At 68.4% G+C, this 26,090-nt stretch carries 27 protein-coding genes, 1 tRNA gene and 1 pseudogene; 19 read left to right on the top strand and 10 right to left on the bottom strand.

The features are described 5' to 3' along the window. Window positions 1-10: 10 nt before the first annotated feature. Complete coding sequence (ncsA, locus tag VJ162_RS07190) at window positions 11-1,003, top strand: tRNA 2-thiolation protein NcsA (RefSeq protein ID WP_324663350.1); 993 nt, start codon at window positions 11-13, stop codon at window positions 1,001-1,003. A 90-nt stretch (window positions 1,004-1,093) separates the two neighbouring features. Here ncsA and ftsZ read toward each other — a convergent pair whose 3' ends face one another. The 4 genes from ftsZ to VJ162_RS07170 all read right to left on the bottom strand — a co-directional run bounded on the left by ftsZ (window position 1,094) and on the right by VJ162_RS07170 (window position 3,642). Beyond that, on the bottom strand, window positions 1,094-2,311 hold the full coding sequence (ftsZ, locus tag VJ162_RS07185) for a cell division protein FtsZ (RefSeq protein ID WP_324663349.1): 1,218 nt from the start codon (window positions 2,309-2,311) through the stop codon (window positions 1,094-1,096). A gap of 2 nt (window positions 2,312-2,313) precedes the next feature. Continuing rightward, window positions 2,314-2,499, bottom strand: a complete 186-nt coding sequence (locus tag VJ162_RS07180) for a ribbon-helix-helix domain-containing protein (protein ID WP_324663348.1) — start codon at window positions 2,497-2,499, stop codon at window positions 2,314-2,316. Window positions 2,500-2,712: 213 nt separating this feature from the next. Further along, complete coding sequence (locus tag VJ162_RS07175; RefSeq protein ID WP_324663347.1) at window positions 2,713-3,354, bottom strand: double zinc ribbon domain-containing protein; 642 nt, start codon at window positions 3,352-3,354, stop codon at window positions 2,713-2,715. A 72-nt stretch (window positions 3,355-3,426) separates the two neighbouring features. Further along, window positions 3,427-3,642: a hypothetical protein gene (locus VJ162_RS07170; RefSeq protein WP_324663346.1), complete on the bottom strand. Its 216-nt coding sequence runs from the start codon at window positions 3,640-3,642 to the stop codon at window positions 3,427-3,429. Between the two features lie 123 nt (window positions 3,643-3,765). Here VJ162_RS07170 and VJ162_RS07165 point away from each other — a divergent pair. Then, a tRNA-Tyr gene (locus VJ162_RS07165) sits at window positions 3,766-3,839 on the top strand. A gap of 162 nt (window positions 3,840-4,001) precedes the next feature. Here the strand turns inward: VJ162_RS07165 and VJ162_RS07160 are convergent. After that, the gene (locus VJ162_RS07160; protein ID WP_324663344.1) at window positions 4,002-5,180 is read right to left on the bottom strand and encodes a carboxylate--amine ligase; all 1,179 of its coding nucleotides are present in this window, start codon (window positions 5,178-5,180) and stop codon (window positions 4,002-4,004) included. An 874-nt stretch (window positions 5,181-6,054) separates the two neighbouring features. On the opposite strand from VJ162_RS07160, the gene VJ162_RS07155 reads away from it, so the two are divergent. The 7 genes from VJ162_RS07155 (at window position 6,055) to VJ162_RS07125 (ending at window position 11,618) form a co-directional block, all read left to right on the top strand. Further along, on the top strand, window positions 6,055-6,681 hold the full coding sequence (locus VJ162_RS07155; protein WP_324663343.1) for an HAD family hydrolase: 627 nt from the start codon (window positions 6,055-6,057) through the stop codon (window positions 6,679-6,681). Next, window positions 6,678-7,616 carry a CobD/CbiB family cobalamin biosynthesis protein gene (locus VJ162_RS07150; protein WP_324663342.1) on the top strand — a complete coding sequence of 313 codons (939 nt, stop codon included), beginning with the start codon at window positions 6,678-6,680 and terminating at the stop codon, window positions 7,614-7,616. The genes VJ162_RS07155 and VJ162_RS07150 overlap by 4 nt, the downstream gene beginning before the upstream one ends. Further along, complete coding sequence (gene cobS, locus VJ162_RS07145; RefSeq protein ID WP_324663341.1) at window positions 7,607-8,377, top strand: adenosylcobinamide-GDP ribazoletransferase; 771 nt, start codon at window positions 7,607-7,609, stop codon at window positions 8,375-8,377. The genes VJ162_RS07150 and cobS overlap by 10 nt, the downstream gene beginning before the upstream one ends. Beyond that, a complete protein-coding gene (locus VJ162_RS07140; RefSeq protein WP_324663703.1) occupies window positions 8,377-8,916 on the top strand; it encodes an NTP transferase domain-containing protein in 540 nt (179 codons plus the stop codon). Before cobS ends, VJ162_RS07140 begins: the two co-directional genes overlap by 1 nt. A gap of 307 nt (window positions 8,917-9,223) precedes the next feature. Then, window positions 9,224-10,270 (top strand): threonine-phosphate decarboxylase CobD, encoded by a 1,047-nt coding sequence (cobD, locus tag VJ162_RS07135; protein ID WP_324663340.1) that lies wholly within the window; start codon window positions 9,224-9,226, stop codon window positions 10,268-10,270. After that, entirely contained in the window at window positions 10,263-10,958 is a 696-nt protein-coding gene (locus tag VJ162_RS07130) for an adenosylcobinamide amidohydrolase (protein WP_324663339.1), read from the top strand. The genes cobD and VJ162_RS07130 overlap by 8 nt, the downstream gene beginning before the upstream one ends. 9 nt (window positions 10,959-10,967) lie before the next feature. Continuing rightward, entirely contained in the window at window positions 10,968-11,618 is a 651-nt protein-coding gene (locus VJ162_RS07125) for a cob(I)yrinic acid a,c-diamide adenosyltransferase (protein WP_324663338.1), read from the top strand. Here VJ162_RS07125 and VJ162_RS18480 read toward each other — a convergent pair. Continuing rightward, window positions 11,615-11,912 (bottom strand): annotated as a pseudogene (locus VJ162_RS18480) (hypothetical protein). The gene VJ162_RS07125 and the pseudogene VJ162_RS18480 sit on opposite strands and share 4 nt — an antisense overlap. A gap of 75 nt (window positions 11,913-11,987) precedes the next feature. On the opposite strand from VJ162_RS18480, the gene VJ162_RS07110 reads away from it, so the two are divergent. From VJ162_RS07110 to VJ162_RS07085, 6 genes are all read left to right on the top strand, one after another. Further along, window positions 11,988-13,463, top strand: a complete 1,476-nt coding sequence (locus VJ162_RS07110) for a cobyric acid synthase (protein WP_324663334.1) — start codon at window positions 11,988-11,990, stop codon at window positions 13,461-13,463. 60 nt (window positions 13,464-13,523) lie between these two features. Beyond that, complete coding sequence (locus tag VJ162_RS07105; protein WP_324663332.1) at window positions 13,524-14,288, top strand: nucleotide-binding protein; 765 nt, start codon at window positions 13,524-13,526, stop codon at window positions 14,286-14,288. Next, complete coding sequence (locus tag VJ162_RS07100; protein ID WP_324663330.1) at window positions 14,285-14,830, top strand: hypothetical protein; 546 nt, start codon at window positions 14,285-14,287, stop codon at window positions 14,828-14,830. The genes VJ162_RS07105 and VJ162_RS07100 overlap by 4 nt, the downstream gene beginning before the upstream one ends. Window positions 14,831-14,862: 32 nt before the next feature. Next, on the top strand, window positions 14,863-16,041 hold the full coding sequence (locus VJ162_RS07095) for a hypothetical protein (protein WP_324663329.1): 1,179 nt from the start codon (window positions 14,863-14,865) through the stop codon (window positions 16,039-16,041). Window positions 16,042-16,172: 131 nt separating this feature from the next. Then, window positions 16,173-17,876 carry an ABC transporter substrate-binding protein gene (locus VJ162_RS07090; RefSeq protein WP_324663328.1) on the top strand — a complete coding sequence of 568 codons (1,704 nt, stop codon included), beginning with the start codon at window positions 16,173-16,175 and terminating at the stop codon, window positions 17,874-17,876. Between the two features lie 2 nt (window positions 17,877-17,878). Beyond that, entirely contained in the window at window positions 17,879-18,709 is an 831-nt protein-coding gene (locus tag VJ162_RS07085; RefSeq protein WP_324663327.1) for a phosphatase PAP2 family protein, read from the top strand. Between the two features lie 40 nt (window positions 18,710-18,749). Here VJ162_RS07085 and VJ162_RS07080 read toward each other — a convergent pair whose 3' ends face one another. From VJ162_RS07080 to VJ162_RS07065, 4 genes are all read right to left on the bottom strand, one after another. After that, window positions 18,750-20,357, bottom strand: a complete 1,608-nt coding sequence (locus tag VJ162_RS07080; protein WP_324663326.1) for a hypothetical protein — start codon at window positions 20,355-20,357, stop codon at window positions 18,750-18,752. Beyond that, complete coding sequence (locus tag VJ162_RS07075) at window positions 20,354-21,757, bottom strand: arylsulfotransferase family protein (protein ID WP_324663325.1); 1,404 nt, start codon at window positions 21,755-21,757, stop codon at window positions 20,354-20,356. The genes VJ162_RS07080 and VJ162_RS07075 overlap by 4 nt, the downstream gene beginning before the upstream one ends. A 40-nt stretch (window positions 21,758-21,797) precedes the next feature. Continuing rightward, window positions 21,798-22,031, bottom strand: coding sequence for a helix-turn-helix domain-containing protein (locus VJ162_RS07070; RefSeq protein ID WP_262175395.1), 234 nt, complete (start codon window positions 22,029-22,031; stop codon window positions 21,798-21,800). 312 nt (window positions 22,032-22,343) lie between these two features. Further along, window positions 22,344-23,159 carry a helix-turn-helix transcriptional regulator gene (locus VJ162_RS07065; RefSeq protein WP_324663324.1) on the bottom strand — a complete coding sequence of 272 codons (816 nt, stop codon included), beginning with the start codon at window positions 23,157-23,159 and terminating at the stop codon, window positions 22,344-22,346. Window positions 23,160-23,563: 404 nt separating this feature from the next. Here VJ162_RS07065 and VJ162_RS07060 point away from each other — a divergent pair, with 404 nt between their 5' ends. From VJ162_RS07060 to VJ162_RS07045, 4 genes are read left to right on the top strand one after another with little or no spacing between them, the layout of a single operon-like run. Beyond that, window positions 23,564-23,770 (top strand): hypothetical protein, encoded by a 207-nt coding sequence (locus VJ162_RS07060; RefSeq protein WP_324663323.1) that lies wholly within the window; start codon window positions 23,564-23,566, stop codon window positions 23,768-23,770. Beyond that, a complete protein-coding gene (locus VJ162_RS07055; RefSeq protein WP_324663322.1) occupies window positions 23,767-24,780 on the top strand; it encodes a hypothetical protein in 1,014 nt (337 codons plus the stop codon). The genes VJ162_RS07060 and VJ162_RS07055 overlap by 4 nt, the downstream gene beginning before the upstream one ends. Before the next feature lie 43 nt (window positions 24,781-24,823). Further along, window positions 24,824-25,213 carry a secondary thiamine-phosphate synthase enzyme YjbQ gene (locus tag VJ162_RS07050; RefSeq protein WP_324663321.1) on the top strand — a complete coding sequence of 130 codons (390 nt, stop codon included), beginning with the start codon at window positions 24,824-24,826 and terminating at the stop codon, window positions 25,211-25,213. Between the two features lie 57 nt (window positions 25,214-25,270). Continuing rightward, window positions 25,271-26,068 carry an HpcH/HpaI aldolase family protein gene (locus tag VJ162_RS07045; RefSeq protein ID WP_324663320.1) on the top strand — a complete coding sequence of 266 codons (798 nt, stop codon included), beginning with the start codon at window positions 25,271-25,273 and terminating at the stop codon, window positions 26,066-26,068. Window positions 26,069-26,090: the final 22 nt, after the last annotated feature.

Raw genomic sequence — 26,090 nt, 5'->3', positions numbered from 1 at the left:
CCCCTACCTAATGGAGTGTGACAAGTGCGGGTCCGACGCGGTGTTGCACGCGGCCTACTCCGGCCTCTATCTCTGTGAGGACCACCTCTGTCGGGCCGTCGAGAAGCGGCTGCGCCGGCGGGTACGCGAGGACGGCCTCGTCCCCGACGACGCGACGCCCGAGGACCCGGAGACGTGGGTCATCGGGCTCTCGGGCGGCAAGGACAGCGTCGTCCTCACCCACATCCTCCACGACGTCTTCGAGCGGGACCCCCGAATCGAACTCGTCGCACTCTCCATCCACGAGGGGATAGAGGGGTACCGCGACAAGAGTATCGACGCGTGCGAGGAACTCACCGACGAGCTGGGTATCCGTCACGAGGTCGTCTCCTACGAGTCGGAGTTTGGCGTCCAGATGGACGATGTCGTCGAGGACGACCCCGAGGGGATGGCCGCCTGTGCCTACTGTGGCGTCTTCCGTCGGGACGTCCTCTCGCGGTACGCCGAGGAGCTTGAGGCGGACAAACTGCTGACCGGCCACAACCTGGACGACGAGGCCGAGACGGCGCTGATGAACTTCCTGGAGGGCGACGTCGACCAGATAGCCAAACACTTCGACGCCTCGCTGGGTCCCTTCGAGGGCGGCGACGCGCCCATCGACCGGACCCGCGAGCCCCAGGACCACCACGTCCCCAGAGCAAAGCCCCTGCGTGACGTGCCCGAGAAAGAGATCGCACTCTACGCCCGCTTCCGTGACCTCCCGGCCCACATCACCGAGTGTCCCCACGCCTCGGAGGCCTACCGCGGCGAGATTCAGGAGCTCATGCTCGGACTGGAGGAGAACCACCCCGGTACGCGCCACTCCATCATGGCCGGCTACGAGAAACTCGCCGCGCTGGCGGCCGACGCTTTCGGCGGCGAGGACAGTGAGAAAGACTTCGGCGAGTGTGACAACTGCGGTGCGCCCACCGCTCGCGATATCTGTCGGAAGTGCAACCTGATTGCGGCGCTCGAAGCAGTCTGAGCCCCCCGCCGCCAAACAGCCTGCGAACGGGGCAAGCCGTCCGACAGCGGCACCGCTGGACCGGCTGGAAAACGGAGAACGGGGTCGGGACTACTCGTTCGTCCGGATGACGTCGAGACCGTTGTTCTTCTCTTTCGGCGTGCGGCCGCCGTCGGTCTCGCCGTAGCCGGCACTGCTGCCCCCGGCGCCGCCGGCGTTGGCCTCCTCGAAGTTCTCGGAGGCGTCGAAGGAGGTGTCGTCGCCGACCTCCTCGATTGCCTCGCGGGACTTGTTGGCCTGCTTCTGGGTGGACGGGCCAAGCACCTGTGCGGACTGGACGCCGGTCATGATGGCCATGACGCGGACCTTGCCCTTGTACTCCTCCTGGATGCGGGCGCCCCAGATGACGTTGGCGTTGGCCTCCAGTCGCTCGGTGATGTTCTGTGCGATGCCCTCTGCCTCCTTCAGCGTGAGGTCCGGACCGCCGGTGATGTGGACGAGCCCGCCGCTCGCGCCGCGGTAGTCCACGTCCAGCAGGGGGTGGTTCATCGCGTCCTTGACAACTTCCTCGGTCTTGTTTTTGTCCTGGGTCTCGCCGACCAGCATCACCGCGACGCCGCCCTGGTTCATGATGCTAGTCATGTCGGCGTAGTCGAGGTTGATGAGGCTCGGCTGGGTGATGGTCTCCGAGATGCCCTTGACCGTCTCGGCGATGATCTGGTCCATCACCGAGAAGGCCTTGCCGATGGGCAGGTTCGGGACGTAGTCAAGCAGCCGGTTGTTGTCAAGCACGATGATGGAGTCGGCCTCGTTGCGGAGCTTCTCCAGGCCCTCCTCGGCTTTCACCGTGCGGGCGCGCTCGACGTTGAACGGCGTCGACACCATGCCGACGACGATGGCGCCCTGCTCTTTGGCTATCTTCGAGACGACCGGCGCGGCGCCGGTCCCGGTCCCGCCACCCATGCCCGCGGTGACGAAGACCAGGTCAGCATCGCCCAGCACCTCCTTGATCGTTCCCTGTGCCATCTCGGTCGCGCGCTCGCCCATCGAGGGGTCGCCGCCCGCGCCCAGACCGTTGGTGAGGGACTTGCCGACCAGTATCTTCGTGTCGGCTTCTATCATCTTGAGATGCTGTTTGTCCGTGTTGATGGCCACGGTGTCGGCGCCCTCGACGCCGATGTTGTACAGGCGGTTGACGGTGTTGTTGCCGGCGCCACCGCAGCCGACGATGACGATTCGGGGGTCACCGAAGCCGTCGATGTTCTCGTCGGACAGCTTCTGCTGTTCCTGTTCGTCGCGTTCCAGGGCTTCGTTGACGATATCCTGCATCGTCACACCCTCGCCCAGGTTCGCTTTTCGTTTTTCTCGGAGCTGCGTTCCGAGCCCTCCTGCTCGGACAGCATCTCCCGGACGGCCGACCGGATCGCCTCGCTCCGGTTGGGGTACTCCCCCGTCTCGACCATCTGTTCGACCTCTTCGATCTGCTGCTTCGGAATCCGTAGTGTCACACGCTCCATGGTTGTTTCCCTTTGGGTAAGACGATCCAAACGGGCCGTGTTTACGGCCCGCACGTCTGTTTACACAGCGAAATCGCCCGACGGCGGCCGGTATGCCGCCGCGACCCCGGCTGTGTAAGACGACCGTCTTACGCAAGATGTACCACAGACTATGGGATAATAAAACTTCCGCCGAGTGTATGACAACGGTGCGTTTACGTCAGTAAGACGGTGCTACTCCCTGTTTGCGCCGCTTCTGGACTGGTCGAGCACGTCCGCTGCGGGGGTCCGTCGCCCACAGCCCGGACAGAAGCCCCAGTCCGAGCGGATCTCGTCGCCACAGTCACAGAACACGCGCCGGGACGCCTTCTCTCCGCAGTTCGGGCAGTAAACGTGGGAGGGAGCCAGGTTCTCGCCACACTGGGCGCACGCGGACTCGGTCTCCGACCCCGTCTTCTCATGGCTCGTCGCCGCGTTTTCACGGCTGTCGGCTGCTGTCTTACGACTCTCGGACTCGTGTGATACACCCGCCGTCTCACCCTCATCACCCGTGTCCGACGCACGCCCGCTACCGGTCTGTTCCCGGGTTACAGTCCCGCTACCGGCGTCGAGGGTGATGTTTACATTCACGTCCCGCGGCTGACCTCTCGCCGTCTGTGGCCCCAGCCGGTCGGCGATGAGCGCATCGACGCGGTCGGCGATGAGCGCGTCGATGCTCTCGGTGTCTGTCACCGGCCCGTCCGCGTCCGACGTCGACTCGGCCTCGTCGTCGAGATACGCTCGGAGCGCCTCGCGCATGACCTGGCTCTTCGAGGCGTCGAACTCCTCGAGGCGGTCGACGAGGTCGTCGTCAGCGCGGAAGGTTATCTTGCTCATCCGACTCGTCTTACAGGTCGTCTCCCGGGTATTTCAATCTTCCCGCTGTGTCTGACGCCTGTCGGCTCGGCGTCAGCGCGGGTCGTAGCCGGCGCTCCAGGAGAGGTCACAGAACGGGCAGTCGATCCGGTAGCTGTTCGAGCTGAGAAGCTTCGACTCGACCGTGACCGAGAACTCGCCCGCGTCGCGGGCGCACTCGACGTGGAACCCTTCCCCGCAGTGGTCACAGGTCACCGACTGGAGCTCGCTGGTGAGCGGGTCACCACAGTAGTCACAGTCTCCAAGCACACCCCACCCTACGCTCACCTCCGATTTACATATTGTGTGCGAACGCACATATGTCACGGGACCGCGAACCTTCTGCGAATAACAACCCTTAAGTCCGGACGGCGGGGTATTTTCGACTGCAGACCGCCCTTAGCTCAGACTGGTAGAGCAGTCGACTGTAGATCGACTTGTCCCCCGTTCAAATCGGGGAGGGCGGACTTGGTTTTCAGCCGAATCGTAGTTGATTGCAGATCGACTTGTCCCCGCCTCGTGAGCGACCGTCTCACAGTGTTCAACTCGATTCGCGCCTCGTCTTCGAGCGATGTGTCTCTCTGGAGTTTGGACTCAGCGGTCACGCGTGCCCTCTGACCGGGCTGTCGTCATCGGAGTCTCGACAGTTCGTTCCTGAGGCCCTGGACGAACGGCCCGGGGTCGTCGAGCGCGAGGTAATCGAAGTTGGGCTCGCGCAGGCAGGAGACGAGTATCTCCCGCGCCCGCCGTGTGACGGGTGGTTTCGCCACGACCGACGAGTCGGACCGGACGATACTCAGGAGGTGCCGGAGCTCCCCGTGGAGCGAATGCGTCCCGACGCCGAGTTCGTAGTCGCAGTCTATCTCCTCTTGCCGGCCGCCCGCGGCGAGCCAGTAGTACAGCGGGAAGTCGGCGCCGGCCCGGACAGTCGACGGGAGCGACTGCCACATCCGGGGATTGATCTCGGTGAGGTAGAACTCCCCCGTCTCCTCGTGGCGCATGTACTCGATGCAGGCCAGTCCGTGCCAGTCGAGCTCGTCGAGCAGCGCCCGCGCGACCGTTGCCAGTTCGGGAATCGCGACGGACTCGCGGTAGACCCCGCCGCCGCCGGCGTACGTGTCGCCCCGAATCTGGCGGTGCTGGAACATCGCCAGCGGCTCGCCGTGGTCGTACAGGGCCCCGATCATGTACTCCGCCGTCGACGGGATATACTCCTGGACGATGGGTTCGTGGCCCATCGTCGCCGTCAGCGCCTCGGGGTCGGGGGCCTCGCCGGCGGCGAGATGTGTCAGGGACTTCTCGACCGCCATATCCCCGGGAGCCCTGCCCGCGAGGACGCCCTCGGCGAGAACGTTGTACCGCGACTTGACTATCTGTTCGCCGGACCACTCCTCGACGTCGCCGAGCATGGCCGTCGTCGGGACCGGGACGCCCGCGTTCTCGGCCGCCTCGACGAGTCGTAGTCTGTCGGCAACCGTGTGGAACTGTTCGAACTGAGGTACGAAAAGGTCAGTCACGTCCCCGAACTGCTCCCGATAACGCGAGAGGAGATAGGCCCCGTCCGGCCGGATCGGAACCACGGTTGTTACCGCCGGCCGACGAGCGATTTCGAGCAGGTCGTCCCGGTACGCGAGCAGGTCCCGCCGCGGGTCACTGACCGAGAGCGCTTCGGTGCAGTACCGGGATTTGCCCGCCGGGACCTTCGGTTTCTCCGACGCGATGATAGTGTCGATACCGTGGCGTGACAGGGACCGAACGCACGTGTAGCCCTGCGTTTCGTACCCAGTCGGAATGAGCGCGGCGGTCATGTTCCCCCTTCCGGGAGCGTCTCTCGACTAATCGTATCAGTATGGACAGCGTATCGACGGTAGTACGGTGTTACGCGGATCGGCGGTTGGCTCGGCTTCGGCCATCTGGTCGCGCCCGCGCGTTATCCGGCCCCGAATAGCTCTCATATCTGACGTACCGCCGGTGGGGTGTGGGACAGCCGCTCACTCGCGGCGGGACCACGGCTCGGGCGGCCCGTCTGTCGGCAGTGACGGTCGGCCGAACGATTGTGAGCGCCACCCGAGCAAACCGCAAGACGGCGACGGCTGAAACTGGCATAAACTATCTGCCCTCTTTTTGGTCGTATGGCCCGACTACCGCATGTGGTCGCCGATGGGAGTCTTCGACAAAGCACGCAGCGTTTCCCACCTCGGGGAACCCACGGGATGTCCGTACATCTGTCTAAAATGTGAGGCGTCGTTCGACCTCCAGCACCACACCTGTCCGGACTGTGGCGGATACGATATCCGCCGTGCGGAATGGGTCGAGTAGCCGTCGGCGTCCACACTGGCACGTCCACCTCGCTATCGGGCTTCGCCCATTTTTCCACACCACCCGGCGGGGGAGTGTCTGGACAGCCTCGTGGCACGGATCTCAGACCTATACGTATACGAAGCATTATTCCGTCCGAATTTACGGTATCGAAAAGCGGAGACGATTCGACTTGCTGTCTATACTGGGCCGGTGGAGTACAGCGATTAACATACGAAATCTAACTGTATACGACGCCACCTATATACGAAAGCTAACAGTTTTTCCGGTAGGATATGTAATAATTGCTGTATATGGGTGACGGGCGTCTGACGCCCCGGTGTGACCACACAGTTCAAGTGCGATTGCAGTAACCACACGGACGTGGCAGTTTCGTTCGACCTGTTCGGGACGCTCGTCGCGGCCGACCGGCCCGACGAGCCCTGGCACGCCGTGGCCGACAGCCTCGCCGAGCGCGGGGTCGGCGTCCCCGACGACTGGGAGGCCGCCTACCGCTCGTCCCACCGCGAGTACGACCGCGGGCGGGAGGCACCGCTGGACGAACACGTCCGGCTCGCCCTGGCCAGCCGCGGCGTCGAGATCACAGCAGCGACCGCTCGCGAGGCCGTCCTGGCCGCCTTCGACGGGCCGGTGGCCCGACGCGACGGCGCTCGGGACGCGCTCGCCGCGGCGGCCGACCGCGCCCCGGTCGCGGTCTGCTCGAACTGCAGCGTCCCGGGTCTAGTTGAGCGGACGCTCGCTCGTACCGACCTCGCCGGCGACGCGCTCGACGCTGTCGTGACGAGCGTGGGCGCGGGCTGGCGCAAGCCCCACCCACGAATCTTCGAGACGACGGCCGACGCGCTCGATACGCCCCTCTCGGCGCTGGTCCACGTCGGCGACGACGCCCGTACCGACGGCGGCGCGGACCGGGCGGGCGCGCGGTCGGTCCTGCTCGCGGACACGTCACTCCCGACTGTCGCGGCGCAGCTCCGGGAGGGTCGGCTGTGACGCCGGTCCCGGTCCTCGTCGCGGGGGCCCTCGAAGCGCTCGTCGGCGAACCCCCGACTCGGTTCCACCCCGTCGCCTGGTTTGGCCGGCTGGTCGCGCCGCTTGACCGCGAGTGGGCCCGACCGCTCGCCGTGGGCGCGCTCGGCGCGCTCGCGCTCCCGCTCGCCGTGGCGGGCGCCGCCGCGGCCGCCGTCACCCTCGCGGGGGCTCAGTCGGCACTCGTCGGGGCCGCCCTTTCGGGGCTGGTCCTGTTCCTCTCGACCAGCCTCCGGCGGCTGCTCGCCGCGGCCGGGTCTGTCGTCGCCGACTCCGAGAGCGACCCCGACGCGGCCCGCGACGGGCTGCTCGCCCTCGCCGGGCGGGACGCGAGCGCGCTCTCGCCCGGCCAGCTCCGCAGCGCGGCCGTCGAGAGCGCCGCCGAGAACTTGGCCGACGGGCTGGTCGCGCCGCTGTCGGCCTTTGTCCTCGCCGCGGCGGTCGCCGCCCTCGTCGGGCGCGACCCGCTTCCCCTCGCGGCCGCGGCGGCGGCGTGGGTCAAGGCCGTCAACACCATGGACTCGATGCTTGGCTATCCCGACAAGCGGGTCGGCACTCCCGCCGCCGTCCTCGACGACGCCGTGATGTGGCTCCCGGCCCGTCTAAGCGCGCTCGCGCTCGCGCTCGCGCTTGCGGACCCACGTTCGCTCGCGCGTACGCGAGAGTGGCTCGACAGTGTCCCCTCGCCGAACTCCGGATGGCCGATGGGCGTCGCCGCCGCCGGGTTGGCCGTTCGTCTGGAGAAACCCGGCGTCTACGTCCTCAATCCCGAGGCCGGCCTGCCGGACGCGACCGACGCCCATCGCGGACTCCGCGCCGTGGCCGTCGCGGGCGTCCTCAGCTACGCGCTCGCCGGCCTGGCCCTGGCCGCGTTCGGGGAGGTGACACTGTGGTTCTGAGTGCGCTCCGTGGCGCCCTCGGTTTCCTTTCGCGGCTCCCCGTCGGCCACGACGAGGACGCCTGGGCGGCCTTTACCGCGACCCCGGCGGCGTTCCCGCTCGCGGGCTATGTCGTCGGCGCGCTCGTGGCGCTGCCGTTTCTGGCGGTCGGCCGCCTGCCCGGGCCCGTCGTCGCCGCCGCCGCTCTCGCCGCGGTGGTCATCGTTACCGGCGTCAACCACGCCGACGGGCTGGCAGACCTGGGCGACGCCGCGGCGGTCCATGGCACCCCGGCAGAGCGCCGCGAGGTGATGCGGGACACGACCGTCGGCGTCGGTGCGGTGCTGGCACTCGGGACTGTCCTCGCTGTGCTCGCGCTCGGCCTGCTGGCGGCGACGACCTTACCGCTCCTCGTCGCCGTCGCCGCCGTGGTCGCGAGCGAGGTCGGCGCGAAAGCCGCGATGGCGACGCTGGCCTGTCTGGGCGAGCCGAGCCACGAGGGCTTCGGTTCGACGATACTCGACGGGAACGGTCCCGCCGATTTGCTGGTCGCGCTCGCCGCGGTCCTCCCGATAGCTGCCGTCGTCGTCCCGGTCACCGCCGTCGCCCTCGCCGCCGCCCTCGCCCTGGCGCTACTGGTCCGCCGGTGGGCACGGCGGGCGATCGGGGGCGTCGGTGGCGACGTCTTCGGCGCGACGAACGAACTCGCCCGCGTCGCAGCGCTACACGGCGCGGTCGCCGCGTGGCACCTCCTGGGAGGGTCGGTGTGGACGCTCTGGTGATGTGTGGCGGCCGCGGGACGCGCCTCGACACCGACGCGGAGAAACCCCTGTTCCGTGTCGGCGGGGTCCCGATGGTCGACCGCGTCCTCGACGCACTCGCCAGGAGCAGTATCGACACCGCCTACGCGGTCACCTCGCCCGCCGCGCCCGAGACGCGGGCTCACCTCGACGGCCCCTGTATCGAGACGCCCGGCGAGGGGTACGTCGCGGACCTCGACGCGGCGCTGGCCGACGGGCGAGTGTCGACGCCGGTTCTCACCGTCGCCGCCGACCTCCCGCTGCTCGACGGCGCGGTACTCGACCGCGCGCTCGACGCCCACGACGGCGGCTCGCTGTCGGTGCTCGTCCCGGCCGCCCGCAAGCGCGCGCTGGGCGTCAGCGACGACACCACGTTCGAGCGCGAGGGCCGCGAGGTCGCGCCGACCGGCGTGAACGTCGTCGGCGAGACGGGCGAGGACGTGTGGCTCACCGACGATTTCCGGGTGGCGGTCAACGTGAACACGCTCGCCGACGCTCGGGTAGCTGCGGAGTTTTTGTAATGTTACACCTCCGTCCGTGGTTGCAGGTTTGAGAGCCAGAAAGCCCCGGCCTGCTACACTCGGGGGACTCGTTGCGCTCCTCGCCTTCGGCTGTGGTGCTTACGTCGCCCGCCTTCGTGTAGCAGGCCGCCGGGAGACCGGAGGTCTCCCGAGCAGTCGGCGCGAAGCGCCGACAACGCCCCTTTCAGTCCCACCCGTAGCCAGTTGACCAGCCGGCATGGGTGAGGCTTTCTGGCTGTTCGTATCCGGGTTTCAGCTTGCCGTGTCGCACGAAAGCTTCTCCACGCCGCCACCCCTCGTCGCTGCTATGGACCCCGACAGCGTCGCGGCGCTGCGTGCCGCCGGCGGGACGGACCCCCACATCGGGGCGGACGGGCGCGTCCCCCACGGCAGTAGCGACGACCCCGACTTGCTGGATTTCAGCGCGAACACGAACCCGCTGGTTCCGCCGGGCACGCGGGAAGTGTTCAAGAAGGCATTCGACGCGGCACGCTCCTATCCGAACGACGGCTATCCCGACTTTCGTGCGGCCGCGGCCGAGTTCGTCGGCTGCGACCCGGGACAGGTCGTCCCAACCGCGGGCGGGCTCGAAGCCATCCGGCTGGCGATTCAGACGACCGTCCGACCGGGCGAGTCGGTGCTCGTCCCGGTGCCGAGCTTCGGCGAGTACGCACGCGAGGTCCACCTGCAGGGCGGCGACCCGACGTTTGTCGACCACGACGAGATACTGGCGGCCGACCCCACCGACCACGCGATGGCTGTCGTCTGCAACCCCAACAACCCCACGGGGGAGTGCTACGACGGCGACGCGCTCCGCGAATTTGCCGCCCGCTGCCGCGAGGCCGGGACGACGCTGCTCGTCGACGAGGCGTTCCTCGGCTTTACCGACCAGCCGTCGCTCGCGGGCCGTCCGGGCGTCGTCGTCGCCCGCTCGCTCACGAAGCTGTTCGGCCTGCCGGGAGTCCGGATGGGATACGCCGTCGGGACCGGCGACGCGCTCGACCGCCTCGCGACCGCCCGGCGGGCCTGGTCGATGAGCGCGGCGGCGGCCGCCGTCGGCACGCACTGCTACGGGGCCGGACAGTTCGTCGCCGAGACCCGCGAGCGGGTCGCAAGCGAGCGCGAGCGCATGCGTGACCGACTCGAAACCCGATTCGACGTGCTCCCGTCGGACGCCCCCTTCCTCTCGTTCGACGCCGGCGCGGCCGGAGTTGAGGACCTGCTCGCGACGGCTCGTGGGCGGGGCATCGCGCTGCGGGACGCCAGAACCTTCCGCCGCCTCGATAGCCACGTCCGCGTGGCCGTCCGGTTGCCGGACGAAAACGACCGGCTGCTTGCGGCGCTGGATGTTTGAGACGACCCGCCGGGACGGCGTCGCCCAGCTCCGACAGGCGGGGGCCCGCTGGCTCTCGACGGCGTGGGACGGCGGCTACGTCGAGGCGGAGGCGGCCTACAACGTCACCGTCCCGACCGGCTTCGACCGGATCGACCTCGACGCCTATCGCGAGGAGCGACTCGCCGCCGCCGGCTTTCCGGTCGGCCCGACGCTGCTTACCGGCGTCGAGATGGTCCACGCCCGGGTCGCCACGAGCGGGCCGGTGACGGTGCTTTCGACGGCCGGGCTCTCGAACCCGGCGGTGTTGCCGGTGGGCGACGAGGCGGCAAGCGCAGACGAGACGGACGCCGATTCCGGCTGGCGACCCGGCACGGTCAACCTCCTCGTCGGCGTCGACCGGGCGCTCTCCGACGGCGCGCTCGCGACCCTGCTCGCGACCGCCGTCGAGGCGAAGGCGGCGACGCTGTGTTCGGTCGCCGACGCGCCGGGCACCACCTCGGACGCCGTCGTCGTCGGCACCAACCCCAGCGCCGAGCGGGCCGAGTTCGCGGGCAGCGCGACCGAGGTGGGGGTAGCCGCGCGGGCCTGCGTTCGCGACGCCGTCGTGGCCAGTCTCCGCTCGCGATACGACGACGGGCCGCCCGCGCCGGCCGACGCGGAGTACGGCGTCGTCACCGACCGCCAGAGCGATGTTCGTGCTCCCTAATCTCTCCCCATGAGCGACAACACTGCCGGCCCGACCGCGGAGCCAATCGAGCCGAGCGCGCCCGAGGAGTTCGGTCTCGTACAGGTCTGGTGGGGCGACGGGAAGGGGAAGACGACGGCGGCGCTGGGCATGGCGACCCGCGCGGTCGGTCACGGCTACCGCGTCCACCTCCTGCAGTTCATGAAAGGCGGTACCGGGACGGTCGAGGACGTCCGCGGCGAGTACAACGCCATCGCCGCGCTGCCGGGCTTTTCCTACGAGAACGCCGGCCACTACGGCTGGCACGGCTTCATGGACGGCAGCGACGACGACGAACACACGGCCCGCGCGAAGGGGGCACTCGAACGGGCCCACGAGATACTGGCCGCAAGCGCCGAGGCGGGTCTGGCCGACCCGCTCGACGCCGACGGGCCGCCCGAGGCTGGCGTCAACATGCTCGTCGTCGACGAGATACTGTACGCCGCGAACCGCGGGCTGGTCGACCCCGAGGACGTGGTCGAACTCATCGAGGCGAAACCCGACGACGTGGAACTCGTCCTCACCGGCGGGCACGACGCCCCCGACTACGTCTTCGAGCACGCCGACCTCGTCACCGAGGTCGGGAAGGTCAAACACCCTCTCGACGCCGGCCACCCGGCGCGGAAGGGCACCGAGTACTAGCTCTCGTCGGGTAGCAGCTCCGCGACAATCGCCGTCGCGGCCGCGACGTGTTCGTCGGCGGCCTCGTCGCCGGTCGACTCGACGTTCCCCAGCAGGTGCTTGACTTTCCTCAGCCGCTCCCGTCGCGTCGACGCGTCCATGCTCCCGTCGCGTCGACGCGTCCATGCTCCCGTCGGCGATGTCGTCGGCGATGGCCTCGGCCTCGCCGAGCCACCGGCTGGCTGTGCGTTCGACTGGCCGCTCGCCGGTCGCCGCCAGATGGTCGTGCAGGTCACGGAGCGGTTCCTCGTCCATACGCCGGCCAGACGGCCCGCCGGCAAAAAGCCGCCGTCGAATCACTCATATCGACGGCGCTCCCAGTGAGGATAGATGGCGGCAACGATACTGGTCGCCGGGACTGCTTCACACGTGGGAAAGAGCACAGTAGCGGCCGGAATCTGCCGACTCCTCGCCGACCGCGGCGTGTCGGTCGCGCCGTTTAAGGCCCAGAACATGAGCAACAACGCCCGGGCGACCCCCGGCGGCGAAATCGGGGTATCCCAGTACGTCCAGGCCCGCGCGGCCCGGGTCGGGCCATCGACCGACCACAACCCCGTCCTGCTCAAGCCCCGGGGCGGCGGCGAGTCACAGCTGGTCGTCAACGGGACAGCCGTCGGCAACTACGCTGCCGGGAGCTACTACGAGGAACACTGGGACGACGCGCTGGGAGCCGCCGAAGCCGCTCACGAGCGACTCGCCGCCGACCACGACATCGTCGTCGCCGAGGGCGCCGGGTCTATCGCCGAGATAAACCTCCACCACCGCGACCTGGCGAACGTCGAGACCGCCCGCTTTGCCGACGCCGATATCCTCCTCGTCGCGGACATCGAACGGGGCGGCGTCTTCGCCTCGCTCGTCGGGACGCTGGAACTCGTGCCCGAGGACATCCGCGAGCGAATCGTCGGTTGCGTCGTCACGAAGTTCCGCGGCGACCAGTCGCTGCTCGACCCCGGTCTCGACGCGTTCGAGGAGCGAACGGGCGTTCCGGTGCTGGGTGTGCTCCCCTACGACGACCCGGGGCTCCCCGAGGAGGACAGCGTCGCGCTCCCGCCGGTCGGCGAGCGGGCCGTTCGCGGCGGGGACGACGGTGTGCCGGACGAGCGCAGCGTCACCGTCGCGGTCCCGCGGCTCCCGCGTATCTCGAATTTCACCGACCTCCAGCCCCTCGCCGCCGAACCCGGGGTCAGGGTCGCCTACGTCCCGCCCTCGGCTTCGCTGGCCGATGCCGACGCCGTGGTACTGCCGGGCAGCAAGAACACCGTCGACGACCTGCTAGCGCTGCGCGAGACCGGCTTCGGCGAGCGGCTCCGCGCGTTCGACGGGCCCGTAGTCGGGCTCTGTGGCGGGTATCAGATGCTCGGCGAGGAGATAACGAACGCGTCTCTCGAAGGCACAGACGAGCGAGAGCGGGTCGAGGGGCTGGGGCTGCTCCCGGTCCGGACGGTCTTCTCGGCCGAGAAGACCGTCGACCACGTCCGCCGACGGCTCGACGGCGTCGGGCCGCTCTCGGGCGCCAGCGGAACGGTTTCGGGATACGAGATACACATGGGCGAGTCGGAGCCGACCGGCGACGTCGCACGGCCCTTCGACGCCGCCGGCGCGGCGACCGGTCGCGTGCTCGGCACCTACCTCCACGACCTCTTTACGAACCGGACAGCCGTAGATGCCTTCGTGAGAAATACGTTCGAGGCGGCCGCCGTCGAGCGGCTACCGGTGGACAGCGGCGACCGGGCGGACCCGTACGACCGGGCCGCCGCGCTGGTCCGCGAACACGTCGATTCGGAGCCGCTTCCGGTCGACTGGTAGCCGTTGTTTTCGCGCCTGTAGCCCGGAACTTTATATGGTATCGGCGGGCCACTACCGGTAATGGTCGAAGTGTTCGCCGTCGCCAGCGGCAAGGGTGGGACGGGCAAGACCACCAGCACGGTCGCGCTGGGGATGGCCCTGGCCGAGCGCTACGACGTCACCGTGGTCGACGCCGACACCGGGATGGCGAACCTGCTCTTTCACGCCGGGCTCTCGGACGCGGAGACGACGCTGCACGACGTACTCGCGGACTCGGCGGCGGTCGAGGCGGCGACGTACGAGCGGTTTGGGATGACGGTGGTCCCGTGTGGCACGAGCCTTGACGGCTTCCGGGACGCCGACCCGGCGCGGCTGCGAGACGTCGTCGCGCGGCTGGCCGCCGACACGGATGTCATCCTGCTCGACTCCCCCCCGGCGCTCGACAGCCGGGCCGCCGTACTCCCCGTAGTGATGGCCGACCGTGCGGTTGTCGTCCTCCAGCCGACCATCCCCGCCATCTCGGACGGCCTGAAGGTACAGGAGTACGCGACCTCCTACGACACAGCCGTTGCGGGGCTCCTCTTCAACAAGGTCCGGGAGGACGGTATCGAGCGCGTCGCCGAGAAGACCGAGCGCTACTTCGAGGGGCCGACGCTCGGGGCCGTCCCGGAAAGCGAACGCGCACGCGAGGCCCGCCGGGCCGGACGGCCGCTGCTGGCCCACGCCCCCGACTGCGAGGCCGCGGCGGCCTACCGACGGGCCGCCGATTCGCTCGCTGTCCGGGACGGCGAGTCGGGCGAAGTCGCCGACCGGTTCCGCAGCGCGGTCATCCCGGAGCCACCATGAGGCTCCCGCGGGGCCGGCTCCGGAAGTCACGCGTGGTGACGGACCCTCGCGAGCCGCTGGCGGAGGTGCTAGACCGCGAGGTGACCGGCTACGCGGTGTTCGAGCCACAGGACTCGCTGTTGCTTGACGCCGACGGCCGGGGCGTCGTCACGTTCGCCGACGGCGTGCCGGTGGTCGCTTACCACACCGGGACCGGACGGGGCGGTCCGCCGGCGCTGGCCGACCTCGCGGTTCCCGGGCCGTACCACGTGTCGGTCTTCGAACTCGACGCGGCCGACCTCGCGTCGGTCCACGAGGTCGAGGAGCTCCGCGTGCCGCCGGGGATGCCCGCCGAGCGGCTGGCCGGCGACCCCGCGCTGGCCGACAGCACCCGCCGTGGCGCGCCGCCCCAGCGGTCGACGGCCCAGGGGAGCGACGGGGCGGGCGACCACAGTGCGGTCGAGGCGTTCCTCGAAGACGAGGAGAAGATAGCCGCCATCCGGGAACAAGCTAGGGAGGAAGCGAGACAGCGCGCGACCGAGTGGGGGTTGAGCGATACGTAATTAACGCCGTGCCCTGTAGTAGCTGCTAACCAATGGGGCGTTCCCTCGCCGCTTTGCTCGCTGCGCTCGCGCTCGCGACCGTCCTGGCGCTCTCGGCACCGGCTGTCGGCCACGCACAGGACCGGGGCCAGCAGGCCGACGGCTCACAGACTATCATCGAGGTCGACGCGTCCGGTGACCAGCTGTGGCCCTACACCAGTCGCTCTGCGAGCTTCGAGGACCGGACGCTCGTCATCAACGCCATCATCACCGAGGACCCGGAGACCGCACGGGCGATTCTGGGCGAGAACGTCGAGGACGGCTGGGACCGGACGAAACCGACCAGACAGCCCCTGGGCGCACAGATAAACCTCGCCCAGACGAACTCGGTGTCGAGCTGGCAACACGCCCACGGCTCGGTCCGATACACCTACGTCGAGACCGGGGCCGGCGAGGGCCAGTGGCTCGAACAGGCATACCAGCTCCACGTCGGGACGTATCTCGGCTCGCGCCACCACGTCCGGGCCTTTGCGCCCTCGGACGACTCTTCCTGGACCGCGCTACAGGCCCACTCGGAGTACTGGGACTGGTTTCGCCTGCGTCACACCGTCACCGACATCCGGGGGACCGCCGACATGCTTGAGACGGAGCTCCAGGACAGCGACGTCGAGGCAGTTGAGCGTCGCCACGAGCGAAACGCCAGGGGGCTCGACCGCGGCATCGTCGTCGTCGTGAGCACGTTGCTCCCCGCGCTCGTCGGCATCACGACCCGGAAGGACTGGGCGGGTATCGACGAGCTCCTCTCCCAGCCCGGCACCCGCGACCAGGCGCTGGTCGTGTTCGGGCTGGCGGCCGGGATTCCGCTGGCGGTTCGCGCCCTCGGTATCGGGCTCGAAGACGCCGTCCCGCTGGTCACGCCGAAGCTGTTCGTGGTACTGTTGTACCCGTGTCTCGCCGTCGGACTCCCGGTCGCTGTGGCCTGGTACGCCGCCGACCTGCCCGGGTGGCTTGCGGCCTCGGCGGCTGCCATCGGGCTCGCGCTTGGCTTTGCACTGGAGTTCGCCATGCTGGGGCTTGTCCCCCCGGACCGGATACTGCAGCACCGACTGCTCATGACGGCCGCCCTCGGGGCGCTGGCGGTGGGCGGGGGCGACCGACGCTCGGTGTTCACACTCGCCGGTGTCGCTGTGTGGCTCTGGGGACTGTTCGCGCCGCTCTTTGGGTTTCTGTGACCACCCGTCCGCAAACACAGGGCTGTTATATCATGAGGTGAACAGCTACAGTAATGGCTTCCTGTGCCGGTGGTGATGTTGGGATCACCCGTCGGTCCGCTCTGGCAGGTCTCACCGGGGGACTCGCCGCGATGAGTGGCTGCCTCAGCCGGGTACGAGCCCTTGTCGGCCGGAGCCAACCGACGACCGTCTCGCTCTCGATAAAGACGCTGCCGGTCGACCAGGACCCGTACGCTATCGCCATCGCCCGCCAGCTGTCGGCCTGGCTCGAAGCCGCCGGCATCCAGGCCAGTATCCAGCCTATCACCGCCGAGGAGCTCTACCGGCAGGCGCTCGTCAACCACGAGTTCGACCTGTTTGTCGGCCAGTTCCCGGGAACGTTCGACGACCCGGACGCGTTCTACTCGCTGTTGCACTCCACGTACTCGGTCGAGTCCGGGCTGCAGAACCCCTTTGGCTACACGAACCTCCTGATGGACGACCTGCTGGAGCGACAGCGCCGGGAGACCGGCACCCAGCGGACCGAGACGGTCACGCGCATCCAGCGACGGCTCGTACAGGTGTGTCCCTTCCTTGTCTTGGGCTTTCCGAACGTTATCCGGGCCGCACGCACCGACCGGTTCACCGGGTGGAACGGTGTGTTCGACCCGTCGCCGGTGAATCTGCTTGGGCTAAACCGCACGGCGGAGTCCGCGACCCGCCTCCGCGCGACCACGCCCGACGACCGGCCGATGGCGAACCTCAACCCGCTCATGGCGAGCTACCGCGGCCCCTCGGACATCACGGACCTGCTGTATGACTCGCTGGCCTACCGCTACCGAGGCACACTCTACCCGTGGGCCGCGACGAACTGGGAGTGGACCGGCGAGGACCCGCTCGAACTCGAGGTGACGCTGCGCGAGGACCTCACCTGGCACGACGGCCAGCGGCTGACCGCGTCCGACGCCGCCTTCACCTATCGGCTGTTGCGGGACACCTCACTGGAGTCGCTCTCCGAGACGGTCCCGACGTTTCGCTACCGGGGTCGCTCGTCGCTCGTCGAGAGCGCGACCGCCGTCGACGACGTAACGCTTCGGTTACAGTTTGCCGACTGCAGCCGACAGACCGCCCGGCGGGTCCTCACTGTCCCGGTGTTGCCCCGGCACGTCTGGCGCGACCGCACCGACAGGGCGACCGTAAGCGGCGTCAACGTCGGCGTGACGACCACCGACGCGCTCGTGAGTTCGAACGTCCCGCCGGTCGGGAGCGGCCCCCTCGAGTTCACGTCGGTGTCACAGGGACAGACCCTGGTGCTCGAACGCTTCGACGACCACTTCCTGGAGACGGCCGAGGAGACGGGGCTCCCGAGCGCGCTCTCGGACGGTCTGGCATTCGAGGAGTTCGAACTCCGCTTTGTCGGCTCCGATTCCTCCGCTGTCAACCTCGTCGCCGAGGGTGAGGCCGACGTGACCGCGCTGGGCGTGGGGCCGAACCTCACGTCCAGAATCGGCCGCGACGACGACGTCTCGGTGAACATCGACCGCAGCGGGGCGTTTTACTTCGTCGGGGTCAACACCCGCCGGTCGCCGCTGACGAACCCGCGGTTCCGGAACACGATGGCCCGGCTGGTCGACCGGGAGGCGCTGTCGGAGTCGGTGTTCGACGGCTACGTCGACCCGGCGGTCAGCCCGCTGGCGGGCACCTCGTGGCTGCCCTCTGACCTCGCCTGGGACCCGTCGGACCCGGTCGTCGACTTCCTCGGCACCGAGGGGACCGTCGACACGGAGCGGGCCCACAAGGCGTTTCGCGCCGCGGGCTACCGATACAATGAACAGGGCCGCCTGCTCCAGTCCTGACAATGGGTGTCGTCGCCGTTTTCCTGGAGGTTGTCACGGTGCTTTCGCTCATGCTTACGGTCTCGCTGTCGGTCGTCGTCGGTCCGGACCGGCTCCGAGCCGCCGCTACTGACCTGCCAGACCGGGTTCGCATGGCTGTCAAACCCATCGGCTTTCTCGTGGCCGTGTTGGTGATAAACAGCCTCGTCCGCAACGTCGGCGTCGACGTCTCCTGGATTATCGGGACTAACATCACCCGGTTCATCTACTCGCTGGAAGGGACTGCCGTCGCGACGATACAGTCGCTGGCGCCCGGCTGGCTGACGCTGTATTTCGGTTACGTCTACGTCTACGGCTACGCGTTCCTGCTGGTCTTCCCGCTGCTTGCGGCGATGCTCGCCGCCGAGCGACGGCACCTCCGACACACCGCCTTCGCCTACGCCATCAACTACACCGTCGGGATGTGCTGTTACCTGCTCTTTATCGCCTACGGGCCGCGCAACTACATGCCGGCGCTGGTCGAGCCGCTCCTGTTCGATACGCTCCCGCGGTTCCAGCTGCTGACAAGCGAGGTAAACGCCAACACGAACGTCTTCCCGTCCCTGCACACGTCGCTTTCGGTGACCGTTGCCCTGCTTGCGATACGGGACCACGCAATCTTCCCCAAGTGGACGCCGGTCGCCATCGTCCTCGCGGTGAGCATCGTCCTCTCGACGATGGTACTGGGTATCCACTGGGCGACCGACGTGGTCGCGGGGGCCGTGCTCGCGGCGTGCAGCGTGTGGCTGGTCTCGTCGGACCGTGTCGCGTCGCTCGTCGGCCGCTGCCGGTCGCTGTACGGTCGCTGGCGCTGATTATTCGTTTCAGCTGTCGCTGCGAACAGTCAGAAAGCCCCTACTGCTCGACCCGGCGGAACACGACCACGCCGTCGTTCTGGAAGGCCCGCTCGTACTGTGGGCTTTCGGCGAACGACGCCGCTAGCGTGTCGCTAGCGCGCTCGTAGTCGCCCCGGACCGTGTACTCGCCTCTGGGCAGGTAGACGTAGTCGGGGTCGGCGTCGACCGCCGTCATCTCTGTCTCGACACAGCTGTGGGTCTCGCAGTTCGACCCGTTGACGAAGGCGTCGAGATGCGTTCCGTAGGTGTCGGGCCCCCGCCACTCGGCGCCCCAGGGGGAGAGGAGGATGGTCCGGTCGGTGTAGACTGGGAACCACTCGGCGGCGTCGCCGAAGACGACGAACGTCGCGTCGGGGTCGGTCTCCTCGCCGGCCCACGCCATCGCGTCGACGTCCGCGTCGTCGACGAACTCGGGGGTCGTCCCGTCCGACCCCGCGAACTCGGCGCCGAGACTCCCCAGGCCGACCAGCGAGAGGACGACGAGCGCGGCGACCACTACCGGGGTAACCGCGATGTCGGGCCGACTCCGTGTCGCCGACGCGGCGTCCCCGAACGCCCGCGAGGCGAGCGCCGCGACGCCGTCTGCGTGCCCCCGTTCGGCGAGTTCGACCACCGCGGCGACTACCGCGATGGCCCCGACCGCGTAGGCAAAGCGGGGCTGGGCAAAGAGGAGCCAGACGGCGGCGGTCCAGGCACCGAGCACCCGGTGTCGCGTCCCCAGCAGCCCGACGGCGGCCGCCATCGGGACGACGGCCCCGGTCGGGCCCCACTCGCGCAGTCGGTAGACCACCCCGAACAGCCCGCCGTGCGTGCCCGCGGCGCCCGAAAAGACCGAGACGCCGTGGTGGCCCACCACGGTCGCCAGCCACGGCACCGCCAGCGCGAGCGCGCCGAGCCCGACGACTGCGCCCCGGACCAGCCCGCCCGGCGAGCGGTCGTAGCCGGCCCAGAAGACGAGGTAGGTGGCCACGGTGAAGATGGTGTAGGTCGGGTGCGTGTGTGCGACCAGCGCCACCGAGAGCAGCCCCGGGAGGACCCACTCGCGGGCCCCGTCGCGGAAGATGCGAAGCGCCGCGTAGCTCCCCCACAGCGCGAAGACGAAGGCGGGGGCACGGACGAGGCCACCGGCGCTGATGTGCCACTCCAGGACCTGTGGGTTCAGGACGACCAACAGTGCCGCGGCGGTGCCGGCCCGGCGGTCGCCCACGATGTCGCGGCCGAGCAGATACGTCGGCACGAGCGCCGCGACGGTCACCAGCGGCGGGAGATACAGCGCCGTCGCGAACGCCCCGGCGCCGAGGTCCCGCAACACGGCGAGGGCGTAGAACACGAGCGGGGGGTACGCGAAGGGGACCCCCTCCGGGCCGTAGTGTGGCACCGTCGCCGCCAGCGCGTACCCGTTCGCCCGGACGGCGTCGGCCGTCTCCACGTACAGTCCGGCGCCGTATGCCGGGTAGTCGTTCGTCGCGAGATAGATGGCCACGACGGCCAGCCCGACGGCCAGTGGCCAGCCGAGCCACCGGGCGTCGTCGCTGTCGACGGGCGACGCCGGTAGCCGCGCCCGAACGCCAGCTCGAACTCCGCCGTCGACGTGCGAGCCGCTCATCTATTGCGTATCTGGACCGGCCACCGCAAATGCACTTCGAAGGCGCGCCGACGCCACTCGACGACGGCCCAGACCGGGAGGACGACGACCAGCCCCGCTGCGGCCAGCGCTTCGACCGGGCCGACCCACCCCGGCAGCAGGTAGGCGATGCCGTTAACGACCGGCTTTGGCAGCAGCGCCGCCGCGTCGCTCACTGCCGAGCGGTTCTCCGCCGACGGCGTCCGGCCCGGGAGCCCCAGCGCCGCCGCACTCTCCCCGCCCGCGCTCTCGTCGCCGGTACCCAGGCGCTCGGACTCGTAGGGGAAGCCGACGGTACTCGACCAGACGACGCTGCCGTTCGCGTCGAGTTCCAGCACGCGGTCGCCGTTCGAGTCGGTGACGAGCGTGTGGCCGTTGGGGAGCCGGTCGGCGTCCCGGACCCACGTCAACCGCTGGTCGCGCCACTCCCAGGACTGCTCCCAGGAGCCGTTCGCTCGCTGGTACTCGACGACGCGGCCGTTCTCCGAGTCGGCGACGAGGACGGCCGGCCCGCCCCGCTCTTCGGGGATGAAATCGGGGTTGTGCTGTTCGTACAGCGTGTCGTGGTCGCCGTCGCTGCCCAAGGTCCAGTTTTCCCGCAGCCCGGTCTCGGTGTCGATGAAGACCACCTGGTCGTGGTTGCGCACGCTCACCATCACCGTCTCCCGGCCGTCGAGTTCGACGGACTCGACGTCGTTGATGTGGGTCCAGTCCTCCGGGTAGGGCCCGCCGCTTTCCGTCTCGAAGTCGGTCTGGGCGTCCCAGGACCACGTGATCTGCTCGGTAGTGGTGTTGACGACGAACGCGCGGTCCCGGGCGATGTCGGCCACGAGAAGGCGGTCCTCGCCGATACGGTCGGCGTCGTGCCACCGCGTCGAGTGTTTCCCCGGCGTGATGCGCGCGTAGACGTGGGTCACGTTGCCGGTGGTCAGGTTCACTCGCTCGATGCCGTTGCGGGTACAGACGCTCCCGGAGTGACAGTCCTCGGGCGCGAGATGGTCGGCGTAGACGTATTCGACGGTCGCCGCCGTCCCTGCGACCGGGTCTACGTCCCAGTAGCGCGTGTGGCTCTCGTTGCGGTAGTAGACGCTCCCGTTCGGGGCGAAGGCGACCAGCTCCGCCCGCTTTCGCGGACCGTCGCCCTCGTCGGTGATAAACGCCGTCGAGTCGGTCGCGACGACGGTGACGTTGTCCCGTGGCGGAACGACACGCTCGTTCGTGTCGTTGTCCGACCCCGCCTCGCCGGCCGAGTCGCTGCCGGCCAGTGACGCGTCGGCCTCGGCGGTCGCGTAGCCGCCGACGAGGGCCGCCACACACAGCAGCGACACAAGCGCAAACGCGACTCTGAGTCGGCGTCCCGAAAACCGCGTTCCGGAACTCATGGCGGTCGCGGCGCCGGGCGCCCCCGTCGTCCGGCCATCGTCAGTCGGTCCGGACCGGAATCCACCACACCCGCGAGCGCCCGCCCACTTTCTTGCTGGTGATGTCCGTCTCCGCTTCGAGGTCGTGGAGCTTGTTCAGCGCCGTCCGCCGGGAACACCCCAGCCGGTCCGCGATCTCCTTGGCGGTCAGCGGCTCGGCGTAGTCGCCCCGGTCCCTGAACACCTCGATGACGTCCGATTCCGTGTACTGGACTTCCCGCCCGGGCGGTGACATACCGGACCTGAGGGGAGCCGGGTACTTAGTTTTCGTCCGGCGGTCTCGGGTAATGTCCGGTTACATACGACCATTCAGTGAGACAACGCGTGTCCCCGTCAGGCCGTCTCGAAGCCACAGCAGTGCGGTAATAATCCCTGATATCATGGGATATACTGTCGAAGACGGCCCTGGAATGTTACAGCCCCTGTAACATCTGTCGGCGGGTAAGTATAGGCTGCTACCACCGGAGTGTCCCACTGGGGAGACAACCCTGATTCCGATGCCGGTCGCTTCGGCCCTCCACCGGCAGCGCGCCGGCGCGCTGCCCGTCTAGCGGTCCCCAACTGTGTTTTCCGCGTCGTACAGCCTGTCAAGCGGTATCGAGCGCTCGCGGTGGCGCTCGAACACCTCCGTCGCCCAGTCGTAGAGCTCCCCTCGGCCGGCTTCGAGTATCGCCTTGAGGTTGTTGCCGTCGTCGTAGGCGACCACACAGCAGCGCTCGTCGTCGACGGCGACCCCGAGAGAGAGAGGGTCCTCGTGGACGTGTATCGTCATCTGGTCGTGGTCCGCGCCAAGCTCCAGGTCCGCCTCGTAGTTGGCTTTCGACTGCTCCAGCACCGTCGAGTCGATGACGAACTCGATTCGCGTGTCCCCGCTCAGCAGTTCGGCGCCGATATCGTTGAACGGCCGGGCAACGACGGGCGAGACGGCACGCATGTCCCCTTCGACCGCACCCAGCCACTCGGTGAACCGGCTGAGAGCGGCCAGCGGGCTCCCCTCCTGGCTGACCGTGAGTCGGCCAGTCTCCAGTGCCGCCACCGGCAGGTCGTCGGCGTTCGGTCCCAGATGCGCCGCCAGGGGGCCAAAGCGACGGGCCCGCGTGACCTCCTCGTGGAGCGTGCTGTACTGCTTGCAGACCCGCCGCCCGATCACTGTCGGCCGGTAGTCCCCGTCGTGTTTGACGACCCACTGGCGCTCGCGAAAGCCGGCGAGGATGCGCTGAATCGTCGTCCGCGTGACGTCGATGTCCGAACAGAGTTCGTGGGGGCGGGCCGGCTCATCACAGAGCGCAGAGAGGACGGCCCGGCGGTGTGGTGAGCCGGTGAGAAACTGGATGTCCCCGTACACCGCCTGGTCCTGTTGCATCGCTGTTGCCCCCCCATTCGGGAGCCAGAGTTGTTAGTGTCTCGGTTGTGTGTATGACTGTCACACACCGTGGAGTCTTCCCCCAGCCGTGCCTAACCGGCTCCCGGTGGGTAGCCGTCTGCTACCGGCGCAAGCGGGTGCTTACCGTGAGACAGCGCGGTAATACTGATCGGTCTCGGTCCGGACGGCTCGAGTGCGATTCCGCCTGCGCGCGACCGGGGTGCCGGCTCCGGCTGGCGTTCTCGCCGTGGTGGCGCTTTCCACGCTGTCGTCCTCGCGGAGGCGGCTCGTGGTGGGGCTACGTCGTCGTCCCCGCCGCCCTCTATCGCTCGCTATCGACACTGTGTCGCGCCGGAACGGCCGACGACACAGCCCTTTTACTGTAGGCGAGTATCATTGAACGTATGACAGGAACGCCCCCCACCGAGTGGGAGTACGAGACGCTTCGGCCCGACCGAGACGCGACGAAAAAGGAAGCCGTGGACCCGAAAGCCCGGCTCAACGAACTCGGGGCGGCGGGGTGGGAGTTCGTCGGGACTATCAGCTACGAGGGTGGCGGGACGAAGTACCTCGTGCTCAAGCGGCCACGGTCCGGGACGCCGTCGGCATGAGCGACGACGACATCGGGACGGCAAACACGATGCGCGGGCGGGCGGACGCACCCGGGCTTCGGCTCCGTGTGTTGCTCGAACTCAACCGACTCGTCTTCACTGCCGTCCTCGTCGTCGTCGTCTTCGTCGCCTTCTCGGTGGCCGTGACAGTACTCCCCCCGGCCTTCGCCACAGTGATCCGGTCCGGTGACGTGATAGATACGCTGTTTTCCGCGATGATTACCGCTATCGTCACCGGCTCGACGCTCGTCGTCTCCATCGGCCAGCTCGTCATCTCCCAGGAGGACGGCCCGCTCGGGGACCAGCGCCGGCGGATGAGCGACACCCTCGATTTCCGGGAGTACACCGACGAGCTCCTCGGCGGCACGACCCCTGCCGACCCCTCGGCGTTTCTCCGCAGTATCGTCGACCTGACGGCAGAGCGAACCCGCCGGCTCCGCGAGGGGCTCCTCGATAACGGCGACGAACAGCTCCGCACGGAGGCCGAGGAGTTCACCGAGAGCGTCATCAGGAACGCCATGGAAGTGTCCGCCCAGCTGGAGGGGGCGTCCTTCGGGACGTTCGACGTGCTGTCTGCCGCGCTGAACTTCAACTACAGCTGGAAGCTCTACCAGGTCGACCGCATCAGCAACGCACACGCCGACGCCTTGGACGGGACCGACCGGGAGCGTCTCCAGGAGCTGAAGACGGTCCTCGCGATGTTCGGTCCCGCACGCGAACACATCAAGACGCTGTACTTCCAGTGGGAGCTCATCACGTTCTCGCAGCTGACGCTTTACACCGCCGTTCCCGCTCTGGTCGTCGCCGGCGTCATGATGGTCTCCGTCGACGCGACGACCGTCACCGGTCACACGCTCGGCGTCGACAACCTCACCTGGCTCGTCGGGGCCGCCTTCGCGTTTACGCTCACTCCCTTCCTGCTCTTTGTCGCCTATCTGCTCCGCATCCTGACGGTCGCGAAACGGACGCTGGCCATCGGTCCGCTGATTCTCAGGGAGTCACAGCGATAGCCCACCGGGGGGAGTCTTATCCCCGTCGCCCGAACGCACGCGTATGCCTATCCAAGTGGAGACGACCGACCGCCGCGACATCGTCGACATCACCGCCGAGGTCGAGGCGGCGGTCCCGGCCGATCTCGAACGGGGGCTCTGTACCGTCTTCGTACAGCACACGACCGCCGGCGTCGTCGTCAACGAGGCCGAACAACGGCTGCTCGGCGACATCGAGACGTTCCTCGGGGCTATCGTCCCAGACGAGGACGGCTACGCCCACGACGCACTCGACGGCAACGCCGACTCCCATCTCAGAGCCCTGCTGCTCGATGAGAGCGTCTCGGTGCCGGTCAGGGACGGTACGCTGGCGCTCGGGACCTGGCAGTCTGTGTTGCTAGTCGACTGCGACGGTCCGCGGACGCGTTCGGTGACGGTAACCTGCACGTCGTAGCTACTGCGTCCGCTCCCCTCCCCTACACTTATTTATTAAACGCGTGACATTTGTGCTATGGCACCTTCACGGCCGACTAACGAGCTCCCAGCCACGCTGCACGAGGGCGACGTGGCCCTGGGACTTCTCGACAGCACGTACAGTCCGACGGTCATGGAGTTCTGTGGCGAACTCGGGCTTGATTTCGTGTGGCTGGACCTCGAACACGGCGGGCCGGACCCCTGGCACGCGACCAGTCTCGAACACCTGCTGCTTGCGGCCGAACGGACGGGCATCGACCCGCTCGTCCGGCTCCCGGACACGGACCCGACGCTCGTCCGGAAGGCGCTGGACCTGGGTGCCAGAAACGTCTTTCTCCCGCGCGTCGAGGGCGCCGCGGAGGTCCGACGGGCGGTCCGCTCGGCGCGATTCCGGTACGACGGCGGGCCGGGCGACCGCGGCCTCGCCGCCCCGCGGGCCAGGCGCTGGGGGCTCGCGGAGGACTACGTCGAGCGGGAGGACGAACAGACGCTCGTCGGCGCGACGATAGAGACCGGCGACGCCGTCGCGGCCATCGACGAGATTCTCGATGTCCCCGAACTGGGGTTTGTCTTCATCGGTCCGTTCGACCTGTCGGTGTCGCTTGGCCACCCGGGCGAACTCGACCACCCGGCGGTCGAAGAGGCCGTCGAGACGGTCCGTTCGGCCGCTGTCGACGCGGGCGTCCCCGTCGGCGGCCTCGGCTTCGGGATGGACGACGTCAACGAGAAGGCGGCCGAGGGCTACCAGATTCTCCACCTCGGCAGCACGACCGGGGCGCTCCAGCAGGCTATCGGCGGCTGGCTCGACGCCTTCGAGGGCGAGCGCTCGACGTGAGCGCAGGCGTTTGACGAGTGCC

It is taken from the genome of Haloarcula sediminis (assembly GCF_035656455.1).
In the GTDB taxonomy this organism is placed as follows: domain Archaea; phylum Halobacteriota; class Halobacteria; order Halobacteriales; family Haloarculaceae; genus Haloarcula; species Haloarcula sediminis.
This window is presented reverse-complemented; position numbering and strand designations above follow the sequence as displayed.